Below are 25,661 nucleotides of genomic sequence, written 5' to 3'. Positions count from 1 at the left end.
ATTAATCAATCAATAACTAAACGCAATAAGGGGGTTGAACAATGGTTAGATCAAAAAGTGACACTCGTAAAGAAGATATTCTTGAGGCGGGTTTAGAAATATTTGCGGAAAGAGGTTATTATAATACAACCACCGCACTTATTGCTGAAAAAGCAGGCATATCTCAACCTTATGTGTTTAGATTCTTTAAAACTAAAGAGGAATTGTTTGTAGCAGCTTTGGATCGGGCATATGAAAGGATCCTTCAAACTTTTAAAAATGTGGAGGCCAACCCAGATCAACTTGTTACCAAAATGATTGAAGCATATGAGGAGATGTCTGTATCAAACCCCAATGAGATCGCCTTGCAGGTTATAGGGCTTTCGGTGACAGAAGAATCAATAAGAAAATCTACGCAGAAGGGTTTGTCACGTATTAGAAGTTATACATTGGAAAGGTTTCGAGCTGTAGGAATCGCAAATGCCGATAGAGCAGTCACGACCTTTCTGGCTAGGGGAATACTCTGCAATATTTCCTATTTTATAGATTTACCGGAACTAATTGATGATGGAGCAAAACCCATGACCGATTAGCGTCGGTTTTTTATTTCAATATTAGTTATTGATCAATCACTAATTAAAGGAGAATGGACAATGAAAACTGCGATTGTATTAGGAGCGACTGGTGGGACGGGCCGGGTTATTGTATCGGAATTACTGACCAGAGGTGTCAAGGTGATTGCCTTCGGACGTTCCGAAAATAAATTGAAAGCATTAATAGAACAGCACCATTTTAATCAACGGTTGTCGTATAAGCTGGGTAATATATTTGACTACCAAACGATTGTAGAGGCGGCAAAAGATGTTGAGGTTATATTCCAGTGTGCTAATGTTAAATATCAAGAAATGGCTGATCGACTTCTTTTGCTTGGAGAAAATGTGATGAAAGCAGCGAATATTCTAGGAAAGAAGATTGTCATTGTTGATGGGATCTATGTTTACGGGCATCAAGTTGCGAAGGGTGTTGAAAATCATCCAAAACAGCCACATACGAAGAAAGGGAAATTAAGGGTAGAATTCGAGAACTTAATATTCAGTAACAAATGGGAGAATGCAAAGGCATTAATTGTCAGGCTACCGGATTATTATGGCGCGACCTCACAGAATTCCTATTTACAGCCTACATTGGAAGGGATGGCTGCTCGTAAAAATTCAATCTTTATTGGAAATTTGAAAACACCACGGGAATATGTCTATTTACCGGATGCAGCCAAGATGGTTGTGAATATAGCGGAAAAAGACGATGCTTATGGAGAGAACTGGAATATACCTGGAGCGGGATTGATTTCAGGAAAAGAAATCATTCGGATAGCTCGGGAAGTAACTGGAAATCGAAAGAGGGTCATTCCTTTAAATAAAAATGCGATTCGCTTCATTGGCTTGTTTGATCCATTTATTAGAGAAGTTGTTGAGATCATGTATCTTACGAAAGAAGGGTTTGTTTTGAATGGTGAAAAATATGAGAGACGAATCGGCCCAATTCCAGCAACTCCCTTCAGAAAAGGACTTGAAGAAACGTTACAACTTTTAATGCGTAAGGAGAATTAGGCTATGGTCGTTTCATCAAAATGATTTTCATTCGGGAATAGGGGGTTGAACTCCACTTCATTGGTTAAAGCTCGACCCTTTAAAATAAAGATTGATCAAAATGAGGCAATTGTACCCGGTTTTGATCAATCTTTTTTATAAATGGAACTTAGCACGGATGTAATATCAAGGGTTACAGCATATTTTTTGATCGAACTTATCACCCTGCCCCCGTTCATAAAACAAAAAGATTCTTGGCCTTCAATTGTCAAGTTACAGGACAAAATGAGCCTCGCAGCCTTCGTAGTAACTCTTTCTCGGTTTGGAAAGTGAAAAATAATAACAGCGTCTTCATATGTAAAGTTCGGTCTACCAAAGATAGCTTTGAATTCATCCTTACTCAGAATGCTTAACCGTCTTTGTTGGGTTCCGGTTTTTTAATATCGATAATTTACCCTTTCTTTGCCGGAAATTTTATTTGTTCCAAACAACTCTTTTCAAAAGTACGCTTTTTGAAGAGACTGTTTATGTATTTTGTGTGATCCTAACATTTAGGTATTTGGCCATTTTCAGTTTAGTGAATTGAATTTCAACAATAAAATATCTAATAGTGATAATTATTTATTGTAAAACGATAAATTATGTGTTAAAATCAAAATCACAATAAATAAGTGAGGTGTTTTTTATGAAACGAGGATCAACACTTTTTTTAAAGATAGCTGTTGTTCTTATTGGAATCCCAGTTCTTGCTTTGTGTATATTTTTGGTGCCTGAGATAGCGAATTATGCAGCAGATCTGTATCCAGATGTTGCTTATATGAAATATCTCGTTTTTATCGTCATGTATGCAGCAGCGATACCTTTTTACTTTGCTCTGTATCAAGCTTTTAAACTTTTAAGCTATATTGACAAAACACAAGCTTTCTCGCAAATTTCTGTAAAAGCTTTAAAGAATATAAAATACTGTGCAGTCACAATCAGTATCGTGTATGTGGCAGGCATGCCGCTTTTATATCTCATCGCGGAGATAGACGACGCCCCAGGTATCATAGTAATCGGATTGATCATTATTTTTGCTTCAATGGTAATCGCAGTCTTTGCTGCTGTTCTCCAAAGACTTTTAAAAGAAGCTATTACTATAAAATCAGAAAATGATTTAACGGTCTGAGGTGAAAACAATGGCAATTATAATCAATATTGATGTGATGCTGGCTAAAAGGAAAATGAGCGTAACAGAACTTTCGGATAGGGTTGGAATAACAATGGCTAACCTTTCTATATTGAAAAACGGAAAGGCAAAAGCGATTCGATTATCAACTTTAGAGGCGATTTGTAAGGCTTTAGAATGTCAGCCCGGAGATATTTTAGAATACCGAAGTGATGAAGACACCAAAGGTTAAAAGCGAGGAATATTTAACATTGAAAGGAAAAGGGAGATTTATTTTTCCATAATTTCAATAAATCAAATTTATAAAAGAGGAGTTACTCTCATGAATTTAACCATCCAAAATGATTCTCGAAAAAAACCTTTGAAGGCACAAATCATGAGATCACTTAAGCAACTCACTTGTTTTGGTTGGGAGCAGGCTCTATCATGTCTGTTTCCTGTCGCTATTTTTGCCTCTTTGGCTATTACACAATTCCAGCTACATTTTTCATCAAACGCTTATAAATGATCACACTTTATTTCAAATCCACATAATTAACAACTATTCTAAAAATAAATCAGCCAAACGACCACAACTAAAACAATCCGATATATCGCAAATGGAACGAGTCTAATTCGGTCAATCAGCTTCAAGAAAAATTTGATAGATACTAGTGCGAATACAAATGCACTAATAAAACCAACGATGAAGAATGGTAGTGCATCAATGGTAAAATACTGCAAGTTTTTTAATAAAGATAACCCACTAGCCCCCGCCATGATCGGAACGGCCATAATAAAGGTAAAATCGGCAGCAGTCTTATGGCTCATCCCAGTCAATACACCACCAGAAATGGTTGCACCAGATCTCGAAAATCCTGGCCATAAGGAAAAACATTGAATAAGCCCAACCGTAAACGCTTGTCTATACGTAATTTGGTCTACTGTTTTGGCTACAGGATCTTTTAGAGCAAATTTATCAGCAATAATCATCAATATAGCTCCTAAAAGTAAACCTATCAAAACTGTTTCCGTTGAAAATAAATGTTCATCAATATAATCTTCAAATAAAACACCTAAAACACCAGCTGGGATCAAACCTACGATAACTTGACTTAATTTTAAGCGGTGATTTCTCATTGCTTCATTATTATTATGTTTTGTTAAGCCCAATAGGTCATAAAATCTTTTTCTAAAAACAACCACTACTGCTAAAATCGAACCAAGTTGGATAACTATTTTAAATGTGTTCGCAACATACTCTGTTAAAAACGCTTCAGATTTCAACCACATGTCATCAACGATTATCATATGACCTGTTGAAGAAACTGGAGCAAATTCTGTTAATCCTTCTACCAGACCTAAAATAATTGCTTTTAAAATTTCAATTAAATCCATCGAATATGCACATCCCTTTGGTAAACTACCCTTTATTATTTCTTTTCTTCGAGATAAATAGAATGATAAAAACAACTATTCCAGTACCGATAAGGACATAAGCTATAGTTGAATATATATCCATAAACTGAAGAATGTTTGTCCATGATTCACCTAATGCGGCACCAATTAAAATGAGAATGACATTCCATGCAACGGTACCGATCATCGTAAACAGTAAAAATAACCAAAATTTCATATTTGACATACCCGCTGGAATCGAAATCAGACTTCGTATTAGCGGGATCATCCTGCAAAATAGCACAGTCCAATAGCCATACCTGTCAAACCACTCGTCCGCTTTATGAATATCCTCTTTCTTAACTCGAATGATATGTCCCCATCTACTGACTATTTTCTCCATCCGTTTTACATCGAGTAGCTTACCAATTCTATAAAGAATGATTGCGCCGAGTACCGAGCCCGTTGTCGATGTTACGACAACTCCCATAACGGTCAATTGAGTTGTTGTTGTCATAAATCCCGCGAAAGGGAGAATAACCTCAGATGGTATCGGTGGAAATACATTTTCCAACGCCATCATAAAAAAAACCCCGATATAACCGAATTGCTCCATTATATCTGTTACCCATGTTTGCATGATAAACCTCCGTAATTATGGATTGTCCATTATTAGTTATAATCAAATAGTGTAGTAGATATGTTTATTTTTTAACGTTATGCTGGTCTTGGTGGGACCAGCTAACGGCAGCTGGTTTCGACGCGAGCCTGCCAGCTGTGGTGGCCTCCACCGGTGTCACCTCGTACCTCACCAAGAACGCGATCACGGCCACACTGCGCCAGGTTGCAATGTTTTCCCCCGGCTCCATGCTGGCCATTACGTTCTTGTTACCGCTTGAGCTCGCCGAACCCGAGGAGCGTCCTGAGGTTGAGGCGGCGGAGAAGGGAGCGCGAGTAAGCGGCACGCCTTTCATTAGCTTCTTCAGACCGCCGGAGATACTGGCATTGGCCCGCAAGGCAGGTTCCGAACAGTCCGGCATGTATCCTCGGCCGATCTTAACCAACGATATTTTACCGGACGAACCGATGGTCTTAGACTGCCGAGCAGAGAGGAGTTTCTGGTAGCGACTACTTAAAGTCGCTACTTTCATACTTTGCCATGATCTCTAAAAGCATACATCTCATACAATCTATCAGTTCAGGTGGTTTTACTACTGTTGCATCATTTCCCAAGCCGATAAAAAACTTTGCCAAAAACGAAATATGGCTTTTCGGAACGTCATTGTCCAGCCAACCAGTGCCGTCCTCCCGAATATGAACTTTAGGAGGCGATCCTATCTCAGCTTTCCGAATATTAATTTTCGGCTGCCATAATTCAGCTTCGCATCTCTGGACACCCACTTTTGTCAGCTCCACATAGAGCTTGACGTACTTTCGCTCCTCCTTAAGAAAAGACTCCCAATTTCCTATATCAACATGTCGTAAATCCAAAGGTCTTGTTGTGGGAGAATCATCAACCGACAGAACTCTGTCACAGCGGAACAAGCGAAAATCCTCACGAAGAAAACAATAAGCAGGACAGTACCATAAACCGTTGCTTGCATAGATACCAATTGGTTGTATTTCACGACTTAATTTTCCTTTTCGTGATTCGTAATCAATGAGAAGCACTTTTTGATGAATAGCCGCATCAAGAAAAGTGGATAGAAAGGGAGTTTTCAATTGTCTCATCGGTGTGACAAAATCAAAACGGTCCTTCATTTGATCGATACGATCCCGTATATCGTCAGGCATGAAAGAATAAAATTTTTTTAGTGCCGAAGAGGATTCCTTTTTAAAAGGAAGATATGAATAGTAACGTAACGCATAACTCGAAAAAAAGATGGCGACAGCCTCTTCCTCGGTAAAAGCGATAGGAGGCAAGACTCTATCGTTCAACACCTGATAACCACCGTGAGGACCCACTTCCGAATACAAAGGGACCCCTAACTCACTCAGCTCTTGTAAATCTCTTAATATCGTCCTCGATGACACGTCAAATTCCTCGGCAAGTTCCTTGACTGTAAATTTTCTCTTTCGATTGACAGTCATCATCAATTCCATTAGCCGTTTCGATTTGTACATTGTTTTTCTCCATTTTTTTAAAAGTTTATGACATCCGTTGTCACTATCATAAACTACAATTAAAACCAAGTACAGGGTTACTTACAAAAATGGATCAGAGAAAGGATGATAGTATCGTATAGCCAATAACTTGAATATTTTTAATTGGGTTTAGAAAAAATTATCTCTAACGTGTCTTTTCCCAAGAGTGCAAATGCACCTTATAAAACTCTTGGCAATTATTTTGAAAAGGAGCAGACCAATGAAACAAAGTTTTTCTCAATTAAAACCACAGATTACTGAACTAAAGCAGCAAATTCAAGGGTCTATTTTATTCTCATCAGACTCTCAGGTAAAAAAGTATTGGAATATGGCTGTAAGGACTGCTACATGCTTAATTGTAAGGGTTAAAAATGTACAAGACATTATAAAAGTTCTTAACTTCGCCAGGAGACATCGGCTTCCTTTAGCGGTACGAAGTGGTTGGCATAATAGTTATGTTGGGTATTACACAGAAAATCAGTCAGTCTTAATTGATTTGTCTGATGTAAACCATATTGATGTAAATGTTCAATTACGGAATGCCCATCTCGGTCCGGGTAATACCTGGGGGGATGTGAGTGATGCGCTTCAACCCTACAAACTGGCGATTCCGTCAGGTGATGCGGCTTCCGTAGGGGTTGGAGGGCTTACACAAGGAAGTGGTATTGGGTTTTTATCACGCAAGTATGGACTTACCATTGACGCTTTACGTTCAATTGAGATGGTCACAGCAGATGGTGAAGTTTGCCGAGCAAGCAGGAAAGAGAATCCAGAATTATTTTGGGGCGTTCGTGGAGGCGCTGGTAATTTCGGTATCATCACTGATTTCGAATTCGATCTCTTCGAAGTTGAAGAGGTACTTGGAGGTACATTATATTATAAAGGAATAAAAGCTGAAGATTTGCTGAAAATAGTGAATCTTGCTTATGAAGCCCAAGATGAACTCACGGTAATTATTGATATGATGGCTGCACATCCGGTACCGTTTCTTCCAGCAAAATATCACTTTCAACCTGTAATATCCGTATCATTTTGTTACGCTGGCGATCTAGAGACAGGCAAAAATGTCATAGCACCTTTTCGTAAAATTGGAAACATCATTTCAGATCAAGTTACACAACAACCATACAAAAATTTACTAACGAATCTTCCTGAAGATCTAACATTTGGGTCATATGGGCGAAATATGTATATGGAAACATTTGACGAGCAAAAGGCAAAGACTTTTGTTGAAGTAGTAAATAAGAATCTATCGTCGAACATCAGTATTCAATTACGTGTGCTTGGGGGAGCAATAAGTCGAGTACCAGAGAATCATACGGCATTTGCTCACAGGAATAAACCCTACTTGGTTCACATATCAAATGTTTTCACATCGATGGAAGAAGCAGATCGTCATTACACTTGTATGGAGAATTTGTGGGATAAATTAAAACCTTATGCTGCTGGAGCCGACGTGAACTTTATTGAGATTGGTGATACGGACAGATTGGAGGAGTTTTATTCAGAAGAAATACTACATCGTTTAATTAGCTTAAAGAAACATTATGATCTAGAAAACATTTTTCGTAATAACTTGAATTTGAAGCCAGATATCACAAATTATCCATGGAAAGATTAGATTATATATGAAACACCATAACGAAGTCATCACAAAATTTAAGGAACTCATTATATAGATATTTTGGATGCAGCCATTCTTGATGGAGAAATAATTGTTACTGATAAGGATGAAAACCAGACTCGGGAGCTCATGATAGGAAGACTCAGATCTTCAAAATCTACTCCTAGTATACAATACTGCGTCTTCGATATCTCTGTGTGCGAGTTGTTCACGAATAATAAAGTTATTTAAAAAGACGGTATGAAATCGGATTTTCATACCATCTTTTTCAGTTTTTCTGTATAATAAAAAGGAATATTTCGATATTCATTTAGTTTAGACTAGGTAAAAAATTAGCAGATCATGATAATGAAATGTTATGATTTTTTATGGAAGAAAGGTGTAGTGATAGCATGTTTTCATTTATTGTCGTTGTATTTCTTTTATTTCTAATCCCGGGTCCTGCGGTCATTATTACAATTTCGCAAACGATAAAAAGCGGGAGAAAAAATGGTATTATGACTGCTTTAGGAATTGGCTTAGGCGATAGTATCCATGCGTTGTTCGCTGTTTTAGGGCTATCAGCGATATTATTAAGTTCAGCTTTAGCATTTGAAATCGTAAAATATATCGGGGTTATTTATTTATGCTACTTAGGGATTCAAATGTTACTTACAAAGACTAAACAAGAAGAAAAATCACACCTTGAACAAACGTCTGTGAGTATAGATAAAAGTTCGAGTTGGACACCAATTAAACAAGGCTTTTTAGCGGAAGTATTGAATCCTAAAACAGCATTATTCTTTTTAGCATTTTTACCTCAATTTATCCAAAATGACGGAAGCAGTGTGACATTACAACTTCTTATTTTAGGTATTGTATTTGTGCTAATGAGCATTGCATTCACTACCTTTTTGGCTTATTGTACAAGTTTCATTGGAGCAAAGATGTTCAAAACATCAGGTATTTTTGCTAATAAAGTCGAGAAAATTGTTGGTTTAATTTATATTGGATTAGGCATACGTTTAGCCCTTCAAACTCAAGAATAGATGGCGAATATGGATTAGTAACAAGCTTTTATCAAACATAAAAGGACAAAAACGCTGTCACATTTCTTTTTGCCTTAAGGTACTGTTCGGAATCGCCAAATAAATACAAGAATAAAGGTCCGGGGAAAATGCTCTGCTCATGTGATAAGAATAAGGATTTGTTCAGCTTGACCAGCTTGATTATTCTAGGCGATTTATGCTTCTTTACCGGTGTTATGTTTTGCTTTGCCATAATGATCAACGGAGAAGCTAAACAATACTTTCATTAAAAACAGTATGCCAATGATCAGCATATAAGGCGTTATTCCTGGCAGCATGGGCATGCAGCCTAGACCAACAGACAAAAGCAAGCCCGCTACGAATAATTGCGAATGTTTCCCGATAAAGCTATTTACGATAAATGCCCCGATGATCGTATAAGCCCATATCCCCAGTGAATACCAAATATCGGTATTGAGGAGAAAGGCAACAAGCACGATATGGACATGGATCGCAATGAATACGATCCGATTTGTTTTTCGCACCGCATAAAAGTTGCTGGTTGAAGCCGTAAAATTTGCTATGCAGCCGGCAAAAACATCGAATATCAATAATAATGCCAGGGAGCTGCGCCACGCCGGCAAATGGTCGGTCAATTCCGGGAATCTGTAATATAGCGCAGCCGTCAGAATCCCCCCAAAAAGCAGTATCGTCAGAATGGATCCAACAGACTGTTTTTCACCAAATACATCATGCAAAAAAGAAGGAATTCGAAGTTTTCTCATTTCATTCATCTCCCATCATCAGTGGATAATCCTAGATACCATTTCATATTTATAAAGTTATGTACTATATATAGTGATAAACCCTAAAATCATTATATCTAAACCTATATGAAGCGGCGTATTTCAGAGACAACATGGCCATTTATTCGTTATACTGTAATAATAACAAAAAAGGGGGGAGCGGAAAATGTTAGAACAGGAAGATCTGCTTGCTCGCCAACTGCAGTTACAAGCTGAAGCAGATGCGATTGCGGAAGAGATGCACCTTAAGCAATTGCTGGCAACAGCCGGTACGCCAGTAAAAGTAGGGAGTTCGGCGCTTGGTTTAATGGTTTGGAGAGACCTCGATATTACGGTCGCTTGTTCCAAGTTGAACATCGCTGCAATTTCCGGAATTGCAGCGCAATTAATGTCCAATCCTCAAGTCCGGGATTTGAAATTCATCAACGATACTGGCAACTGGAACACCGATCCGACCTATCCCGACGGTTATTTTCTCGGTATGACGTACGAGTCAAAAAACGGCAATAAATGGGAACTGGATATTTGGTTCGTAGACGAGCCTGATAAGCAGCCTGATCTACAGCATATTCGCACGATGCCCGACCGTCTTACTCCGGCAACGATTGTCTCTATTTTAAGCATTAAAACCGTTTGGGCTGCACGAGCCGAGTATGGGAAGCAAGTGAAAAGCTTCGATATCTATACCGCTGTATTAGACAATAATGTGCGCACACCTGCCGAATTCAATCAATGGCTGCAAAGCCGCAATAACAATTTTTATTAATAAAGAAGCCGCGAACACATGCCCGTGGCTTCTTTTTAACCTCTAACGGCAAAAAGTCACTTCACTGGTTCATGCAGTCCATAAGAAGCCAAACAAAAATTTCTCAAACACACCAAGAAATGCCGTAATTGCACTCGTGCGTAACAAACAATATGGAGGTCATCCCATAAGGACAGCCTTCAAGCGGGCAGCTGTTTGTGGTTGTTCTTTTTTCATAGATTGACCCATGAAAAATTCAGCTACCTTTGGGACGTTGCCAACTTGAATGGTGAAATGAACACGGCAAGATTTTTCTGATATCGGCTCAATACGATAGCTTTCGCGAAACGATTGTTTTTCATCGGGCGTTGTCTCCATTGTCAACAAATGATCCTTGATACACTCGGTTACGATCATTGTTTTTTCGCTTTTAAAACCTGAATATTTTCCACTCTCAAAGTATTTGGTTCCCAACTGGGCCGGTCCTTCAGGAGTGACTTGAATCTCTGTAATGCCTTTAATCCAGGAATCTCGTCCCTTTAGATCAATGAGACGTGAAAAAATAATAGATGCAGGGTAGTCATAAGTCTCAGTATATTCAAATGTGAGCATGATTATTTTCCTTTCCTTTTTGAAGTAGTTGATTTAGCGAAAAAGGATTGTCAACAGGGCATTGGTTAAGACTTTTTCCATTTCTTCCTTATTCTCCTCGGCAACCGGTTTTCGCCATCCGATATACCCGTCTGGCCGGACGATGATAGCCCCTGTAGAAGTGATTCCGTATGCGTCAAGAAAATCGTTCCCGGGATCGCTGAAATCACCTTTATGACCACCAATCTGATAAATATCCATCGGGAGACGGAGCTCATCTTTAACATGTTGAGCAGCCTCCAACCCGCTTTGTCCATCGGGGCCAACGAGCAAGACGAATCGAGAACCAAATAGATCTAATGAGGAGATGGTACGACCGTCCCGTTCGAGAACAATGTGCGCCGCACGGGTTCCCGGCTGTCCCGTCCATAACTCGGGCGACTGTACAATTGGGAGGTTCTGCACGCCTGCTTCAGGTACGAATGCGCCGTCTTGATAACGATAACCCATATTGACATCCAGGGTACTTACTGTAATCCCATCCGATCCCTCGTGTTCACGCTGCTGGGACAGCATGACGACCTGTTCTGCCGTGTAATCCGCTATGGGCCGCCGTTCAACATCGTATGTCGTAAGCAAATCCGAACCGGCTTCACCACGCAAGACGGCGGCCAGTTTCCAAGCAAGGTTCTGCGCCTCGGCGATGCCGGTGTTGCCTCCCAAACCGCCGCTTGGAGGTTGAACCCGTGCGGAATCACCAACTAAAAAAATGCGGCCTTGTTGGAAGCGATCAGCTACGCGGGCAGCCATTTCCCAAGTCAATACCTTTTTGATCGTAACGGGGATGTCAGGAATTCCGATTGCTGCCCTAACTAATGCAGCACAGCGTTCCTCCGGATAATCGGCAATCGTTTCCTCTTCGGGATCATATATAACGTCCAACCGGTATATATGGGGTCGCCTGGAAGTTCCAGGATACAGTACAAGACTTCCGCTTACGGTATCATTGGCGAAAAAACACATATGCGCGTTTTGGCTTCTAAACAGCTCATGAATTTCTGCATCAAAAACGACGCTGATCAGATGGAAGAGCGTACCTTCTCCATGTTGGCCAATACCTAATTGTGTGCGGGTTCCACTCTTACTCCCATCCGCTCCTACTAAAAAGTTGGTTCGAACACGGCGCGTTTCGCCGCTGATTCGATCACAAATCACGGCCGAGATGCTATCCTCGTCAGCTTCGAACTCGATCAACTCCGTGTTGTAGCGCAAATCGACACCGGCTTGTTCGGCCTGTGCCCGAAGAACCGGCTCAAGCAGATCTTGTGCGATGCCGTTTCCTTCAACTGGGCTGGCATCCGTAAAGTAAGCACTCATATCTTCCATCAGGTTATCAAATACTTGCCCAGCCAAACTCTCTACAAACATGATGCCAAAATCTCGAGGGAAAGGGGGCTCTTCATGGCGAATCACCTCCTCGATCCCGGCCGAACGGAATATTTCCATCGTTCGGGCGGTTAGGCTCGAAACACGCGGGTGAATGGCCGTTCCTGGATGGCGCTCTACGACTAATGGCTTAATTCCTTGGCGAGACAGAAAAAGGGAGAATGACAGGCCTACCAGACTTCCTCCAACAACGAGGACAGGAACTGTTTCATCAAATGATAAGGATTTATTTAATCGTTTATTCATTAAAAATACAACCTTTCATATATAAATTAGTTTTCTTTCTCGCGCAGCTCTTCCATGCTCCATTTCAGCCGTTTTGCGTTAATATCCGCGATGATTGATTGAATCCATTCTATTTCAGCCGTAAGTACTGCTCGTTGATATTCGGCCTCAAGTAAAAATAAGCGCGGCAGACTCATTGATGCTCCTTTCTGAAACTGATCTTCTTCAAGTCGAGCAAGTGTATTTTCAAGAACACTTACTCTTTGCTTGAAGAGCAATGCAACATCTTCAGGCGTTAACAATGCCAGAAAAGATACAGCAGCAGGGAACTCTAAAAACTCCTGAGCCGGTGTAGAAATCATTTCCCGGATCCATGAATATGCAGTGTTTCGTCCTAGATCCGTGATTTCATAAACAATTAAATCCGGTCTCCCTTCATTTTTTTTCTTTTCCTGGATGGTAATGGCCTTGTCTCGATGTAAACGATCAATCGTTTGGTAAATACTCGTGCGATGGCGAACGTTAATAACTTCATCTTTCCCCCTCTCTTTAATAAGCTGTTGCATACGATACGGATGCATAGGCTCCTCAATAAGAAAACAAAGAACGGCTAAAGCGACAGGTGATTTTTTAATTGTGTTTTTCATATTCATAATATTACTATTAATAATATGACGTGTCAAGATATAATAAGCCGTCAAATTTACTCCATCCCCTGTTTTGGTTAATAAGCCAATGTATTGATTTATTAGTAGCGAATAGAATAAATGCCCTCCTTTACGAAGCAAACGGATCTATGCGGCTCACGAATAGGCCGGCTGCTGACTTTTATCCTTGTCCAAGGCGGAAGATGTGATTTGGACTCGAACTGATTACACGATGACAACCGCATTTCATGCAGGCAAGATTTTTGTGGTAAAATTGAATGGATTATCTATTATGTGTTGTCGATACGATGCCTTTTTTATCATCAGCAGGAAGCGAACTACACAAATTATATTTAAGAAGGAATGTTAAATGAAAATTACTATGTTTATCCTCTTGGCTGCGGCAGCTATCATGGTTGTTTTTGCCATAAATAATACGGATGCTAAAAAGGATAATGCTATCTACGTATCTGTAAATGGCGATGATCAAAATGATGGCACAAAATCAAAGCCATTTCGCACACTAAAAAAAGCCTCCTCAGAAGCTAAAGCGGGGACTACTGTCTACATACGGAAAGGGACCTATAATGAAAAGCTTGTCGTGAAACATAGTGGTACAAAAGCAAAACCAATTATTTTTAAAGCCTACAATAAGGAACAGGTCGTTCTCAGTGGAAAGAGCCTAAAGGATACTGAGGGGGATACATCCTTAGTTACGATAAACAATAAAAATTATATTACGATTAGTGGATTAACGATACAAGATTTAACGACTGATTTACCAAATGAAACGGTAATGGGGATTTATGTAACGGGCTCTAGCAGTCATATTACATTAGAGAATAACCATGTGCAGCGAATGGAGACCCATGCAGATGATGGGAATGGCCATGGGATTGCAGTATACGGAACTGGCCCGATGGAAGACATCCATATTTTAAATAATACGGTGGAAGATTTAAAACTGGGTTCTAGTGAATCGCTTGTACTTAATGGAAATATTGATGGTTTTAAGGTGGAAAATAATCTAGTTCGCCGAAACGATAATATCGGAATTGATCTAATCGGGTACGAAGGTACTTCTAATGATAAAAGAGCTGACTATGTGAGAAATGGTGTTGTTAAACACAATAAAGTTTATGAAATATCCTCGTATGGCAATCCGGCCTATGGGGAAGATTATTCCGCTGGCGGAATTTACGTAGATGGTGGGAAAAACATAACCATTGAAAAGAATACCATTTATAAATGCGATATCGGAATTGAAGCAACCTCTGAACATGCAAAAAAATATGCTGATCATATTAACATTATAGACAATATTATTTATCACAACTTTTACACTGGGATATCGATTGGCGGATATGGCGAAAATCGGGGAGGCACGATCCATTCTACCATCTCTCAAAACATCATGTATCGAAATGATACGAAGGGACTGGATGGGGGACAGCTTTTATTACAGCACGATGTAAAAAACAACGTGGTCGAAAAAAATATTATGACCGCTGGACCATCTCGTTTATTTATTGCCAACTATTTTACAACCAATCAAGCAAATAAACTACAAAGGAATGTATTTCATAAAGAAAAGGGTAAAACTGGTATTTGGGTATGGAAGGATGAAGAATATACTTCTTTTCCGGAATTCAAAATTGATTCAAAAAGTGATGCGAAATCCAGCTATTTAGATCCAAAATATGAAAATGAAAATAAATATGATTTTAGATTGAGAGAGGATTCACCTGCGAAAAAAATTGTGGAGTAATTTTCATTTGGTATCCTTGAAAACTGTACTGAAAAATTGATTTAGTTCTACATTGTTCTCAATTCGCGGTCTTCTTATCTCAAGGGACTTATTCGACTTTAACGGGCAGTAAGAACCCCACTTCAGGCATTTAAGGGAATCTAGAATGATAAGTGGGGATCCAAGTCCGATTCGGTTCAACTAACAATCAGTGGGGGATGAAGGATTCCCCGCTGATTGAAGTTTCACTTTATTCGAAGATCATCGTGATGACGACAACAACAAGTAATACAATATAAATCCTGGAAAATAAACGATCGGGCACGTTGTGTGCAACACGGGAGCCTATGGGGACCCCGATAAATCCCCCTATAACCATACCTATAAAAGCCGGAATATAAACAAAACCGAAACACCATGAAGGCAGATCGGGCTGTTGCATGCCTGCAAATACAGAAGTAGTTGTTCCCACAATCGCTATAGGCAAACTTAGCGGAGTTGCCAATGATACAGCATTGATCATTTTTAATTTGCAGCTTCGTAGGAAAGGAATGGTTAGTACACTTCCCCCGATTCCTAACAACGTAGCAATAAAACCAATGCCTGTCCCAAGAAAGGAGGTCTTTACAAGGTTAGGTATCTTGATATCATGGTCTCCTATATCTATAAACGTTTTCTTTACGAGGGAGGAAATGATGGTATAAACCACAAAAAGAATGAATAAATATCTGAGAATGTTCCCTCCAATAAAGGGAGAAACGAGCCCTCCAATTAAAGAGCCGACAGCAATTGCCGGCGCCATTCGAAAAAAGATAAACCATAATATATGGTGTTGCCGATGATGGGAGATCGTGGAATTCAACGCATTGACAATCATAATCGCAAGCGATGTCCCAACCGCCACATGCATAACCAAAAAGTGAGGAACATGCAGATGCGGAAGGAGTAAATACAGAACAGGGATGACCACAAACCCGCCACCGAACCCAAACATACTTGATAAAAATCCGGTTAAAACACCCATTCCTAAAAATGCTGCAATCGAATACACAAAGATCAACTCCATGACTTACCGGGAATACTTGTAAGCGAATCCTAGTACTTTTCATTTTCCTTTGTCATTATACAGTAACCATAACAGTTGGTACAGGAATTCTCTTAGCGTGGGTATAATCACAAACAATTAAATTAATCTTGGATAAGCCGAAATATGATCGGTAGTTTTTCAGTATGTTTCGGCTTTGTCATCTGTTGAGTGGAGAAAAATGCGGGTGGGAAGTCTGTATCTTTTCCGATTTTTTTATTGGGTTTATCATTGCATTTATACTTGACCTAGTTATTGTTGGACCTAATGCTAAAAAAATAGCATTGAAAATAACGGCTAATACAACAAACAGGTTATATACAGTCCTAGCAATTTCAACATGTATGGTTATTGGAATGGCGTTTTTCATGTCAATTTACGGTATAGTTACAACCAATTTACACAATGATTATACGAGCTCAATTATGACAGATTATTTATCAGTGTTTGGTAAAAACTTTATTATGGCACTACCTTTACAACTTATTATTATGGGACCGCTAGTGCGTTTTATATTTACTAAGTATATTAAATCCAATAAAAATGAATATGAAAATTTAGAAGAAATGTAACGTTTCAGTAAAAAGTTGGTTTATAACCTTCCTATTATCTTTTTCGTTATCTCTGCTGAAAGAGTTGGTACCTGCTGTAATTAAGTAGGAGAGAGGAAAGGGAGGGATAAAGGCTGGGGAGCGTTTTATAGCAAGTGAGGTTTTCGAAATTATTTCCAAATGAAAAATGAATCCGAAATCAATTCAAATTCGGGCTGGATCCATGAGGGTTCAGTCTTTTCTTGGTGCCCGGAATAGGTGCCGTATAAGGACCGGTACGTGCGGCCTAGGGAACTAAGAAAAATCATCTCCCCTCTATCTCGATTCTTTCCCAACATGCTCATTCTTACCCAAAATTCATGGCAACCCATTCCAAGTATCCTTTAAAAGGCATTTTGACTGAGGTGAAAAATAACGGTAAAGTGATTAAAGTAGAAGATTGATGATAGCGGGTGTATCTATGAGTTCCATACTTATATCAGCGCCAGCCATTCCATTAATAAAGATAGATACCATAGAATAAGGAGGAACATTGCAATGGAAGGAAACTTACTGATTATTGAAGATGATCCTGAAATCAGCAACATGGTAGCAAATTATCTGGAAAAGGAAGGGTACCAAACCACAGTTGTCCATGATGGAGAACAAGCTCTTCGGGAGTTCGTGCTAGACCGTTTTGACCTGGTTCTGTTGGATTTAATGCTCCCCAAGCTGAATGGACTGGAAGTTTTGCGACAAATTAGGGAACAAAGCCGGGTACCCATTCTGATTTTGTCGGCAAAGGATGGAGAAGCGGATAAGGCACTTGGTCTGCGAATCGGCGCTGATGATTATATTGCTAAACCGTTCTCGCCGCTTGAGTTAGCTGCACGTGTTGAGGCATCGATTCGCAGGGCAACGCAATATTCCAACGCTGATAACGGAAATGAGCCGAAACCGCAGTTATTGTCTGTTGGCGAATTAATCATAGATCCTGATAATTTCAAAGTCTTGAAAAAAAACAAAGAGATTAAGTTGACTGCCAAGGAATTTCAGATCCTGAAGCTGTTTGTTCAACATCCGACGCGGGTTTATACGAAGGCAATGCTTTATAAACTTGTATGGAATGAGGAATACTATCATGACGATAATGTCATTAATGTACATATGAGACGCTTGCGGGAGAAGATTGAAGACGATCCGTCAAATCCACGCTATATCTGCACGCTGTGGGGAATTGGTTATCGGCTGGGGGAACAGTAAATGGCAATGTTCTGGTGGATTTGGCTGATTACTGCTGTGGGATTTTTCCTATTGTATTTACGTGAGCGGGCATCGAGAAGGGCGATTCGAAACGATCTAGCTTACATCAACCGAAAAATGGTGGAATTTACAGATGACACTAAACCCCTGACACAGGAAAGTCTTCTTGTGGTGACTAATGAACCCGAGCTGCGAGAGCTGCTTCGTGTGGTCAATGCAATAGTTGATCGTGCGCGTCAATCGGCCTCAGATTATGTGCGAATGGAGCGGGAGATGCGCAGGATGCTGTCGAATGTATCGCACGATTTAAAAACACCGCTCACTGTTATTATGGGCTACGCCGAGGTGCTTGACCGGAATTTTGACTTGTCTGAGGACGAACGAAGAAGAATGCTTAGCCAGGTTTACAAAAAGACGACCCAGGTGCAGGAACTGATTAATGCTTTTTTTGATTTGTCCAAACTCGAGTCGGATGAGTATGACATTCCATTCTCCATGGTGGACGCTTGTGAAGTGTGCCGTCAGCGAATATTGGTTTATTTCGATCTTCTTTCTGAACGGGATATCAAGGTGGATATCCGTGTTCCCGAAGAGGCGGTATTGGTGTACGCGAATGAGGAGGCTCTGTCAAGAATTCTTGATAACTTGCTGTCCAATGCCATACGTTATGGTTCAGATGGGGGATATTTGGGATTGTCGCTTATATCGGACAAAGAAAAGGTTCAGATCAATGTGATTGATCGCGGGCGTGGTATCGAAAAGGTAGATCAAGCCAGAGTCTTTGAAAGAATGTACACAATGGATGATTCAAGAAACCGCAATATACAGGGCAGCGGACTGGGGCTCGCCATTGCAAAAAGGCTGACGGAGCGATTGGGCGGCCGCATTGATCTGGCCAGCATCCCCAATCAGCGCACTTGTTTCACTGTAACCCTTCCCAAGTCCGAATTCGGATCCTCTCAAAAAGGAGAAACGGACGAATTAAGAAATAAGTAAGATTTCCGTCATTTAAAAGAAAGAATCCTGCGATATTCTAAAAGAGAATTAAAAATAAATGGGAGTGAAGAAAATGACAAGTGTCATCCGAACACGGTTACTTAATAAAAGTTACGGAACGGAGGAGGTTGTGTCTAGCGTCAATATGAACGTTCAGCGCGGCGAAATATACGGATTTCTCGGACCGAATGGCGCAGGGAAATCGACTTTAATGAAGCTGTTGCTTGGACTGGTGAAGCCCACTGGCGGCGAAATCGAACTATTCGGAGAGCGGTTGCTCATCAATTCTACGGAACATCTTAAACGGATCGGGCATTTGATTGAGACACCGGTCTTCTATGAGAAGTTAACTGCGAAGCAAAATCTGGAGCTTCACGGCGAGTACATGGGATATTACAATACACAGATGGTTCGTGAAGCATTGGAGCTGGTACAGCTGTCCGGTGTTGATAACAAGCCTGTAAAACAATTCTCACTTGGCATGAGACAACGGCTCGGTATTGCGCGGGCGATCTCTACCCGGCCTGAATTGCTATTACTGGATGAACCCGTGAATGGCTTAGACCCGGAAGGCATTCAAGTCATGCGAAATTTATTCCGCAGGCTGCGCGATGAATGGGGCCTATCACTTCTGATTTCCAGTCATTTGCTTTCTGAGATTGAGCAGGTAGCCGATACGATCGGCGTTATCAATGGTGGACAATTGATTCGTCAGGTATCTATGGAAGATGTTCGGGCGTCCACAACCGATTATGTGGAGATTGTTACGTCAAATATCACCCTTGCAGCCTTTGTGCTGGAGGAGAAACTAGACTTGAAAAATCTCAAGCAAATCAGCGACTGTAAGATACGAGTCTATGACTTGGGAATTTCGCAGGATACGTTATCCAAAGAACTTGTATTGAACGATGTGCCGATTGAATCGATTAATCGCCACCATCATTCATTAGAGGAATACTTTTTCGGTATGATTAAAGGAGGTACTAACCATGATACACCTTATCAAGCTGGAGTTTAAGAAAGGTGGCCTTAACGGTTACCTTTGGGGATCCCTGCTAGCTTATGCGGGCATCGCCGGTCTTACGATGATGATTTATTTTACCAGCCATAACTTGTCGGAGGATGGATTTCAGAACTATGAGGATGCGCTAAATGTTATCAATACATTCGTGCTGGCGACATTTATTATTTACGCGTCGGTTCTCCTATCGAAGCTTATTATTAACGAATTCAGGGATAAGACCATCACCCTCTTATTTGCCTATCCAATAAATCGTAAGAAACTTATTTTTGCCAAGCTGTCGATTGTATTCTGCTGGACATTCGTCAATGTCGTTTTAGCCAATCTGCTCGTTGACGCCTTGTTTATCGTAATGAATCATAACATTGGTTTTGTATCCGGTACTTTAACGACTACGTTGCTGGTTCATCAAGCAATATATGTGCTGCTACAGGCCTTCGGAGCAGCAGGAATGAGCTTGTTGGCACTGGTGTTGGGCTTGCGAAAGAAATCAGCGGCGGCCACTGTCGCCTCATCCATTTTTATCGTAATTATCATGTGCTCGAACACGGGGAGTTTCAATCTAAGTTCCATTATTGCGGTTCCTTTGTCCCTTGCAGCACTTGGCATACTCATTACTTATCTAAGTTTTCGGAACCTCGATCGGGTGGATGTGAGTTAAACTGATTCAATTACAGAAGTTGACTTCAAAGGGAATACGACAACCTCTATCCGATTAAATAGATTATACCTTGGAAAGGTTTAAAAGAGTAACAAATACTAGTTAATAATAATAGACGAGAGGGAATTAATAATGAAAAGGAAAATTTCGGCGATCGTTGCTTGTGTAGTCATTGCTTCTGTGGTCATTGCTTCTGTGGTCATTGTTTCTATGCTTTTTGTAATACCGATGACCCACGCCCCGGATAAGAAGGATAATATAAAGGAAAGGGCTCACAGTATGGCATCGGAGCTCGTATCCAAGTATGATGTAAGTGGTATACAGTATGCAATCAACGATAACGGCTCCATTACTTTGTCTGATAGCGCTGGTGTCTATGATAAAGCTACCAATACACCGGTAACCAAAGAAACGATGTTTGGTATTGGCTCGGTAAGCAAGTTGTATGTAACTGCTGCAACGATGATGCTAGTTGATGCTAATAAAGTTGATCTGGATAAACCACTTACAACGTATATCAAAGACTTTACAATGGCTGATGAAAGATATAAAGAAATTACACCACGTATGCTAATGAATCACTCGTCAGGACTTTATGGTACTCACTACGGGAATAGTATGCTATTCAATGATAATGATACCAAAAACCATGATGAATTACTAGTAAGATTACAATCAAGTAGATTAAAATCAAAACCTGGTGAGTATTCCGTGTATTGTAATGATGGGTTCCAGCTGCTTGAAATATTGGTTGAACGAGTAAGTGGTTTAAGCTATACCAAATTCCTTGAAACCTATATTAGCAATCCGTTAAATTTAAGCTCTACAAAGACACCGCTAGACAATTTTGATAGACAAAGGCTGGCAAAAACTTATTTTCCTACGATAGATAAGGCTTTACCCGTTGAGAATGCCAATGTGATTGGAGCAGGAGGTTTATATTCGACTGCAGAAGAATTAAGTACGTTCTCAGAAGTATTAACAGGAAAACGAGCAGATATTCTATCTAAAAAATCAGCAAAAGCTATGCAAAATCCTGAGTATAAAAAAGGAGTGTGGGTTTCTGACGAGTCCAACAACACTAATTATGGGCTTGGCTGGGATGCCGTTAGCTTGGCACCGTTTAATGATTATGGGATAACTGCATTATCCAAGGGTGGAGATACAATCATGTATCATGCCGATTTGATTGCAATACCAGAATATAATATCTCTATAGCGGTGCTCTCATCCGGTGGCAGCTCAATTTACGATACGATATTTGCATCTAATGTGTTATTAGAATACTTGAAGGAGAAAGGTATTATTAAAGATATTCTACCTAAAAAAACATTTGAGCCTTCTAAACAGGTGGAAATGCCCTCCGATTTACTCTCTTATTCTGGATTATACGGCACAGTGGATTCAACAATAAATATTGATATGAATAATGGCGCAATTAAATTACCTGAACTTGAAGGGCTTATACCAGCACAAAAATATGTGTATACCGGCAATGGAAAATTTAAAAACAGCGATGGCAGTGCGGTAGTAAGCTTCGACAAACAAACAAATGGCAAAACATATTTAAAGCTTAAAGCATATTTGGATTTTCCGGGAATTGGCCAGATGGATATGGTAACCTATGAATACCAAAAGCTGGATGTCAATCCTTTAAATGATACAACTAAACAGGTATGGGAAAATAGAAACGGGAAAAAGTACTATGGTTTGGATGAGAAAATCACTTCTATTTTCTATCTAGATCCATCGGTTATAATTAGAAATATATCGGTTGATCTTGATCATGGATATGCAAACGGCACTAAAATTATTGATGAGAATAAAGCAGTAAACGCTGTCGAAATACCAATTATGGCCGGAAGAGATGTGTTTGATTTAAATTTTTACAAATTGCAACAAGAAGAGTATTTAGAAATTGATGGATTCTCCTATATTAGCGAAGATGCGATAAAACCAATCTCAGGAAAGAAGATGTCGACTTCTACAATAAAACCTGATGGCCATGCCAGGTGGTATAAAATTGATGAACAATCAGCCAATCAAAAAATGACGGTTGATGCCCCAAAAAGTGGAGGATTTGCTGTTTACGACAAAGAGGGAACAATTGTAAATTTCTCAAGGGCAAGCGATAAAAATTCAGTAGTACTACCAGCAGATGGGTTGATTGTTTTTGGTGGCAATGTTGGAGATGTATTTAAAATCAGTTTGGATAGTAAGTAAGGCTTAGGATATCGCCAACGACGCGGTTATCTTAACTAGTCACAATGGATGATGACTTTACAGTTTTCAATGTAAAGTCATCTTCAGCAGGTGCTTGATTTTATCTCTGTCAAGTTGGAGGATATCCGCGCTTATCAGGATTGTAAAAAGGTAATGTGAATATGAGACCTTTTTCACACCTAAATTACTCTAATGAGCAGCAAAGCTAGGAAATGATTAGCGAAGCTGAGGAACGAATCCCCCCTTCTATGATTAACTTTCAAGTCATTTTTGTTTTTCCTTTTTTTTCACTATTTGCGAGATGAATAACAATAAAAAGGGAATTGGAAACAGGACAATCATGTATGTATATATGTTAATTGCTTCAGTAATACGAAAATGTTCTTTTGAAAGATAAAGGGTACCGAAAAAAATAAGAACAACGAAAAGAGAAAACAGTATTCGTTTCACCCATTTCGAGGAATTTGCCGATACGCTCATATTGTAGGCAATCCGAAAATAAAGACTACAGCGGATATACGTACCGAATGTCATTAAAATCATGCCATAAATATCAAAACGATCAATAAACCCTAAGTTAATAATTCGTACAATTTCCGTTGCCGGATACGTAAAATTATCAGCTTGTCCCAGTCCAAAAATCGTAACGACACCGGTTATTGTCGAAGTCATCATCAGTGCATTTAACAATATCCCGATGATCCATAATAAAAACAATCGTTTTTCGTGAATATTTTTGATTGGTACACATAATAACAACAACAATTCAATCCAAATGCTTATAAGAATTAGAGTACCCCATAAAGCTGGACTCCAACCAAATTCTAACAAAGGCTGGAGTTCACTCCATTCTTTTTTTGGAGTATCCATCAACGTAACAGTATGACCTGTGATCAAACTAATTAAGGCTAACACACCTGCGGTTAGTGCAATTCGTTTAATGCCCTTTGTGGCTGCATAGAAGAAAAAGATTAAAAACCAGATGAGAATGGCCATTCGAGGCGTCTCAGGCAAAAAATCAATAAAAACAACATCAACTAAGGCGGAAAACGAGAGCACCGTTAAAAATAAAAAATAGAGAATAAAAAGCACGACAATGATTCTTCCAAACCATTTACCTAAAAGAAGGGAAAACATCTCGGAAATAGTAATGTCCGGATGGTTCAATCTCAGTCGATAAATAGCATATGCAAATGCAAATGCAGCTGGAAGTGAGAGAAGAACGGAAATCCAAGCATCTCTTCCAGCTACATCGAGCATTATCGGGAGAATAAGGACATGTCCCATAACAGGAAGTGTCATGATTAATAAAAATAGCGTCTCCCATTTTGTTAACATATTTTTTACTCCTTTACTCAACTTTCGCATGCTGAAATAGGCAGGTAAACCTTGATGTAATTAGGCAAGCCTGCAATCCACTGCTGTAGTTGAATTTTGATTAATCCTTGCATTTTCTTGTTACTCTTTTTGATGGTATCTTCAAGAAGCTCGATTAATTGCTGTAATGCTACAGCCCAATCAAGGTCACTGATTTCATCACAAAGCTCATAAAACATGCCACCTAAAGTACGTTGATCTGTACTGCAACGATTTTGCCATGACAACACGATATATCTTGTAAACACGATAGTTGTATGGCTAATAAGTGAGTCATAGGAACGGCCTTGAAATTCCTTTTGTAGCTTCAGTAAGGATTTTGTTGTTTTGAAAAAGACTTCAATATCCCATCGCATGCCGTAAATGCGAATAATTTCTTGATCACTCAATGTGCAATCTGTACTTAAAATAGCCAACCAGTCATTTTTCTTATTGCGATTGCGAACGAAGACCACTTTTACTGGGACACCGTTTGCTTGGACAGTATGGATGGAGCGCAAAATCCCTTTCTTTCCATCGGTTGGAGTCGCCAAACGATAGAGCTGTTCCAAGGATACACGCTCGTCACCTACTAGGTAACGCTGTTTTAATTTTTTGACCATACCAATCACATCTAGACCTTGTTCTTTAATGTCTTTAATGAGTGGCTGGTGCGTGAACCATGTATCCATCAACACATAATCGGCTTGGATCCCCGTGTTCATTGCGCGACTGATCATATTCGGGATTTGTTCCGGTGCAGTTTGTAACGCTTCAAGACGTCGCTTATAGCCAGAACTGCGCTTGTCAATTTTTGAAGAAATACCGTTAATCTGGCTCTTTTTCGAACTCAATAAAGAAAAATCAACCGGTAGGAACGTCGCACCATCAGACCAACCTAAAGTTAACATGCGAAATCCTTTGTAAAAGCGCATTTTTTGGGAAGCATGATCAAAGCAACGAGCAAGTAATTCTACGTTTTTACTACGGTTTCGATCATATGCAGAATCATCCAAAATAAATACTTTCGGACGGGCATGATTTGTAAGTTTCGTTACCTTTCCAGCGGTAAACGCGACTAAGAATAGTAAAAATCGACGCCAAGCAAATGTTGATTGATTCAAAAAGCGGTAAACAGTATCCTTAGCCGGAAATTCAGGAGACTTTTTACTTTCAAGTGCGCGAAACCAGTTTTTATTTTCGAAGATCAAACAAAAGACTAATTGAAAAAGATGAGCGCAGGAATAGCCAAAATTCTTCGTGATTCCTGCATGTCTTAGATGTTTTAGAACTTTTAATTCTTTAAATGTAGATTTTAACTCGTTTGGCAGTTGCTTATTTAGGTTATTTTTCGCTATCATAGTAGGAGCACCTCTTCTATTTGGTAGTTTTTTCTGGACAATTAAACTATACCAAAACTGGAGGTGTTTTTCT

General features: G+C 39.7%; 25 protein-coding genes and 1 pseudogene. 16 read left to right on the top strand and 10 right to left on the bottom strand.

Going from position 1 to position 25,661, the window contains the following annotated elements:
- Positions 1–41: 41 nt before the first annotated feature.
- The 5 genes and pseudogenes from CZ382_RS11680 to CZ382_RS24210 form a co-directional block, all read left to right on the top strand.
- On the top strand, positions 42–572 hold the full coding sequence (locus CZ382_RS11680; RefSeq protein WP_088051409.1) for a TetR/AcrR family transcriptional regulator: 531 nt from the start codon (positions 42–44) through the stop codon (positions 570–572).
- A 60-nt stretch (positions 573–632) separates the two neighbouring features.
- Complete coding sequence (locus CZ382_RS11675; RefSeq protein ID WP_088051408.1) at positions 633–1,586, top strand: SDR family NAD(P)-dependent oxidoreductase; 954 nt, start codon at positions 633–635, stop codon at positions 1,584–1,586.
- Between the two features lie 664 nt (positions 1,587–2,250).
- Complete coding sequence (locus CZ382_RS11670; protein ID WP_088051407.1) at positions 2,251–2,733, top strand: DUF2975 domain-containing protein; 483 nt, start codon at positions 2,251–2,253, stop codon at positions 2,731–2,733.
- 10 nt (positions 2,734–2,743) lie between these two features.
- Entirely contained in the window at positions 2,744–2,965 is a 222-nt protein-coding gene (locus CZ382_RS11665; RefSeq protein ID WP_088051406.1) for a helix-turn-helix domain-containing protein, read from the top strand.
- Positions 2,966–3,055: 90 nt separating this feature from the next.
- Positions 3,056–3,205, top strand: a pseudogene (locus CZ382_RS24210) (DUF817 domain-containing protein); the annotation flags it as partial.
- A gap of 74 nt (positions 3,206–3,279) precedes the next feature.
- On the opposite strand, the gene CZ382_RS11655 reads toward CZ382_RS24210, so the two are convergent.
- Together CZ382_RS11655 and CZ382_RS11650 are read right to left on the bottom strand one after the other, a co-directional pair.
- Positions 3,280–4,110 carry an undecaprenyl-diphosphate phosphatase gene (locus CZ382_RS11655; RefSeq protein ID WP_088051404.1) on the bottom strand — a complete coding sequence of 277 codons (831 nt, stop codon included), beginning with the start codon at positions 4,108–4,110 and terminating at the stop codon, positions 3,280–3,282.
- A gap of 25 nt (positions 4,111–4,135) precedes the next feature.
- Positions 4,136–4,750 carry a DedA family protein gene (locus CZ382_RS11650; RefSeq protein ID WP_088051403.1) on the bottom strand — a complete coding sequence of 205 codons (615 nt, stop codon included), beginning with the start codon at positions 4,748–4,750 and terminating at the stop codon, positions 4,136–4,138.
- 137 nt (positions 4,751–4,887) lie between these two features.
- Here CZ382_RS11650 and CZ382_RS24800 point away from each other — a divergent pair, with 137 nt between their 5' ends.
- Positions 4,888–5,235 carry a hypothetical protein gene (locus CZ382_RS24800; protein WP_286171237.1) on the top strand — a complete coding sequence of 116 codons (348 nt, stop codon included), beginning with the start codon at positions 4,888–4,890 and terminating at the stop codon, positions 5,233–5,235.
- Between the two features lie 3 nt (positions 5,236–5,238).
- On the opposite strand, the gene CZ382_RS11640 is transcribed toward CZ382_RS24800, so the two are convergent.
- Positions 5,239–6,234, bottom strand: coding sequence for a helix-turn-helix transcriptional regulator (locus tag CZ382_RS11640; RefSeq protein ID WP_088051402.1), 996 nt, complete (start codon positions 6,232–6,234; stop codon positions 5,239–5,241).
- A 241-nt stretch (positions 6,235–6,475) separates the two neighbouring features.
- On the opposite strand from CZ382_RS11640, the gene CZ382_RS11635 reads away from it, so the two are divergent.
- Entirely contained in the window at positions 6,476–7,876 is a 1,401-nt protein-coding gene (locus tag CZ382_RS11635; protein WP_159457796.1) for an FAD-binding oxidoreductase, read from the top strand.
- Positions 7,877–8,271: 395 nt separating this feature from the next.
- Positions 8,272–8,907 carry a LysE family translocator gene (locus tag CZ382_RS11630; RefSeq protein ID WP_088051400.1) on the top strand — a complete coding sequence of 212 codons (636 nt, stop codon included), beginning with the start codon at positions 8,272–8,274 and terminating at the stop codon, positions 8,905–8,907.
- A gap of 194 nt (positions 8,908–9,101) precedes the next feature.
- On the opposite strand, the gene CZ382_RS11625 is transcribed toward CZ382_RS11630, so the two are convergent.
- Positions 9,102–9,671: a hypothetical protein gene (locus CZ382_RS11625; RefSeq protein WP_088051399.1), complete on the bottom strand. Its 570-nt coding sequence runs from the start codon at positions 9,669–9,671 to the stop codon at positions 9,102–9,104.
- Positions 9,672–9,858: 187 nt separating this feature from the next.
- On the opposite strand from CZ382_RS11625, the gene CZ382_RS11620 reads away from it, so the two are divergent.
- On the top strand, positions 9,859–10,458 hold the full coding sequence (locus tag CZ382_RS11620; protein WP_088051398.1) for a hypothetical protein: 600 nt from the start codon (positions 9,859–9,861) through the stop codon (positions 10,456–10,458).
- Between the two features lie 159 nt (positions 10,459–10,617).
- On the opposite strand, the gene CZ382_RS11615 is transcribed toward CZ382_RS11620, so the two are convergent.
- From CZ382_RS11615 to CZ382_RS11605, 3 genes are read right to left on the bottom strand one after another with little or no spacing between them, the layout of a single operon-like run.
- Positions 10,618–11,049, bottom strand: a complete 432-nt coding sequence (locus CZ382_RS11615; protein ID WP_088051397.1) for an SRPBCC family protein — start codon at positions 11,047–11,049, stop codon at positions 10,618–10,620.
- Between the two features lie 33 nt (positions 11,050–11,082).
- Positions 11,083–12,720: an FAD-dependent monooxygenase gene (locus tag CZ382_RS11610; RefSeq protein ID WP_088051396.1), complete on the bottom strand. Its 1,638-nt coding sequence runs from the start codon at positions 12,718–12,720 to the stop codon at positions 11,083–11,085.
- Between the two features lie 26 nt (positions 12,721–12,746).
- Complete coding sequence (locus CZ382_RS11605) at positions 12,747–13,400, bottom strand: PadR family transcriptional regulator (protein WP_230856133.1); 654 nt, start codon at positions 13,398–13,400, stop codon at positions 12,747–12,749.
- A gap of 316 nt (positions 13,401–13,716) precedes the next feature.
- On the opposite strand from CZ382_RS11605, the gene CZ382_RS11600 reads away from it, so the two are divergent.
- Complete coding sequence (locus CZ382_RS11600) at positions 13,717–15,114, top strand: right-handed parallel beta-helix repeat-containing protein (RefSeq protein WP_088051395.1); 1,398 nt, start codon at positions 13,717–13,719, stop codon at positions 15,112–15,114.
- A gap of 229 nt (positions 15,115–15,343) precedes the next feature.
- Here the strand turns inward: CZ382_RS11600 and CZ382_RS11595 are convergent, their stop codons facing one another.
- Positions 15,344–16,144 (bottom strand): sulfite exporter TauE/SafE family protein, encoded by an 801-nt coding sequence (locus CZ382_RS11595; RefSeq protein ID WP_159457795.1) that lies wholly within the window; start codon positions 16,142–16,144, stop codon positions 15,344–15,346.
- Between the two features lie 200 nt (positions 16,145–16,344).
- Between CZ382_RS11595 and CZ382_RS11590 the strand changes: the two genes are divergently transcribed.
- The 6 genes from CZ382_RS11590 to CZ382_RS11565 all read left to right on the top strand — a co-directional run bounded on the left by CZ382_RS11590 (position 16,345) and on the right by CZ382_RS11565 (position 22,871).
- Entirely contained in the window at positions 16,345–16,749 is a 405-nt protein-coding gene (locus CZ382_RS11590) for a DUF2798 domain-containing protein (RefSeq protein WP_200809523.1), read from the top strand.
- A gap of 516 nt (positions 16,750–17,265) precedes the next feature.
- Positions 17,266–17,970, top strand: coding sequence for a response regulator transcription factor (locus CZ382_RS11585; protein WP_088051393.1), 705 nt, complete (start codon positions 17,266–17,268; stop codon positions 17,968–17,970).
- A complete protein-coding gene (locus tag CZ382_RS11580; protein WP_088051392.1) occupies positions 17,971–18,966 on the top strand; it encodes a sensor histidine kinase in 996 nt (331 codons plus the stop codon). It begins immediately after the preceding gene.
- A 73-nt stretch (positions 18,967–19,039) separates the two neighbouring features.
- Complete coding sequence (locus tag CZ382_RS11575) at positions 19,040–19,984, top strand: ABC transporter ATP-binding protein (RefSeq protein ID WP_088051391.1); 945 nt, start codon at positions 19,040–19,042, stop codon at positions 19,982–19,984.
- Positions 19,956–20,648: an ABC transporter permease gene (locus CZ382_RS11570; RefSeq protein WP_088051390.1), complete on the top strand. Its 693-nt coding sequence runs from the start codon at positions 19,956–19,958 to the stop codon at positions 20,646–20,648. The genes CZ382_RS11575 and CZ382_RS11570 overlap by 29 nt, the downstream gene beginning before the upstream one ends.
- 210 nt (positions 20,649–20,858) lie before the next feature.
- Positions 20,859–22,871, top strand: a complete 2,013-nt coding sequence (locus tag CZ382_RS11565) for a serine hydrolase domain-containing protein (RefSeq protein ID WP_407701321.1) — start codon at positions 20,859–20,861, stop codon at positions 22,869–22,871.
- Between the two features lie 264 nt (positions 22,872–23,135).
- Here the strand turns inward: CZ382_RS11565 and CZ382_RS11560 are convergent, their stop codons facing one another.
- Both CZ382_RS11560 and CZ382_RS11555 read right to left on the bottom strand, forming a co-directional pair.
- A complete protein-coding gene (locus CZ382_RS11560; protein WP_159457794.1) occupies positions 23,136–24,209 on the bottom strand; it encodes a GerAB/ArcD/ProY family transporter in 1,074 nt (357 codons plus the stop codon).
- Between the two features lie 17 nt (positions 24,210–24,226).
- Complete coding sequence (locus CZ382_RS11555; RefSeq protein WP_088049373.1) at positions 24,227–25,588, bottom strand: IS4 family transposase; 1,362 nt, start codon at positions 25,586–25,588, stop codon at positions 24,227–24,229.
- Between the last annotated feature and the right edge of the window lie 73 nt (positions 25,589–25,661).

It is taken from the genome of Virgibacillus dakarensis (assembly GCF_900155625.1).
GTDB lineage: Bacteria > Bacillota > Bacilli > Bacillales > Amphibacillaceae > Lentibacillus_C > Lentibacillus_C populi.
This window is presented reverse-complemented; position numbering and strand designations above follow the sequence as displayed.

Excerpts from the sequence above, each read along its gene's own strand:
- CZ382_RS11620 (WP_088051398.1), top strand. The coding sequence starts at position 9,859 with ATGTTAGAACAGGAAGATCTGCTTGCTCGCCAACTGCAGTTACAAGCT.
- CZ382_RS11625 (WP_088051399.1), bottom strand. The coding sequence starts at position 9,671 with ATGAGAAAACTTCGAATTCCTTCTTTTTTGCATGATGTATTTGGTGAA.
- CZ382_RS11580 (WP_088051392.1), top strand. The coding sequence starts at position 17,971 with ATGGCAATGTTCTGGTGGATTTGGCTGATTACTGCTGTGGGATTTTTC.
- CZ382_RS11670 (WP_088051407.1), top strand. The coding sequence starts at position 2,251 with ATGAAACGAGGATCAACACTTTTTTTAAAGATAGCTGTTGTTCTTATT.
- CZ382_RS11635 (WP_159457796.1), top strand. The coding sequence starts at position 6,476 with ATGAAACAAAGTTTTTCTCAATTAAAACCACAGATTACTGAACTAAAG.
- CZ382_RS11630 (WP_088051400.1), top strand. The coding sequence starts at position 8,272 with ATGTTTTCATTTATTGTCGTTGTATTTCTTTTATTTCTAATCCCGGGT.
- CZ382_RS11675 (WP_088051408.1), top strand. The coding sequence starts at position 633 with ATGAAAACTGCGATTGTATTAGGAGCGACTGGTGGGACGGGCCGGGTT.
- CZ382_RS11565 (WP_407701321.1), top strand. The coding sequence starts at position 20,859 with ATGCTTTTTGTAATACCGATGACCCACGCCCCGGATAAGAAGGATAAT.
- CZ382_RS11585 (WP_088051393.1), top strand. The coding sequence starts at position 17,266 with ATGGAAGGAAACTTACTGATTATTGAAGATGATCCTGAAATCAGCAAC.
- CZ382_RS11665 (WP_088051406.1), top strand. The coding sequence starts at position 2,744 with ATGGCAATTATAATCAATATTGATGTGATGCTGGCTAAAAGGAAAATG.
- CZ382_RS11650 (WP_088051403.1), bottom strand. The coding sequence starts at position 4,750 with ATGCAAACATGGGTAACAGATATAATGGAGCAATTCGGTTATATCGGG.
- CZ382_RS11615 (WP_088051397.1), bottom strand. The coding sequence starts at position 11,049 with ATGCTCACATTTGAATATACTGAGACTTATGACTACCCTGCATCTATT.
- CZ382_RS11555 (WP_088049373.1), bottom strand. The coding sequence starts at position 25,588 with ATGATAGCGAAAAATAACCTAAATAAGCAACTGCCAAACGAGTTAAAA.
- CZ382_RS11560 (WP_159457794.1), bottom strand. The coding sequence starts at position 24,209 with ATGTTAACAAAATGGGAGACGCTATTTTTATTAATCATGACACTTCCT.
- CZ382_RS11600 (WP_088051395.1), top strand. The coding sequence starts at position 13,717 with ATGAAAATTACTATGTTTATCCTCTTGGCTGCGGCAGCTATCATGGTT.
- CZ382_RS11640 (WP_088051402.1), bottom strand. The coding sequence starts at position 6,234 with ATGTACAAATCGAAACGGCTAATGGAATTGATGATGACTGTCAATCGA.
- CZ382_RS11655 (WP_088051404.1), bottom strand. The coding sequence starts at position 4,110 with ATGGATTTAATTGAAATTTTAAAAGCAATTATTTTAGGTCTGGTAGAA.
- CZ382_RS11610 (WP_088051396.1), bottom strand. The coding sequence starts at position 12,720 with ATGAATAAACGATTAAATAAATCCTTATCATTTGATGAAACAGTTCCT.
- CZ382_RS11680 (WP_088051409.1), top strand. The coding sequence starts at position 42 with ATGGTTAGATCAAAAAGTGACACTCGTAAAGAAGATATTCTTGAGGCG.
- CZ382_RS11570 (WP_088051390.1), top strand. The coding sequence starts at position 19,956 with ATGATACACCTTATCAAGCTGGAGTTTAAGAAAGGTGGCCTTAACGGT.
- CZ382_RS11575 (WP_088051391.1), top strand. The coding sequence starts at position 19,040 with ATGACAAGTGTCATCCGAACACGGTTACTTAATAAAAGTTACGGAACG.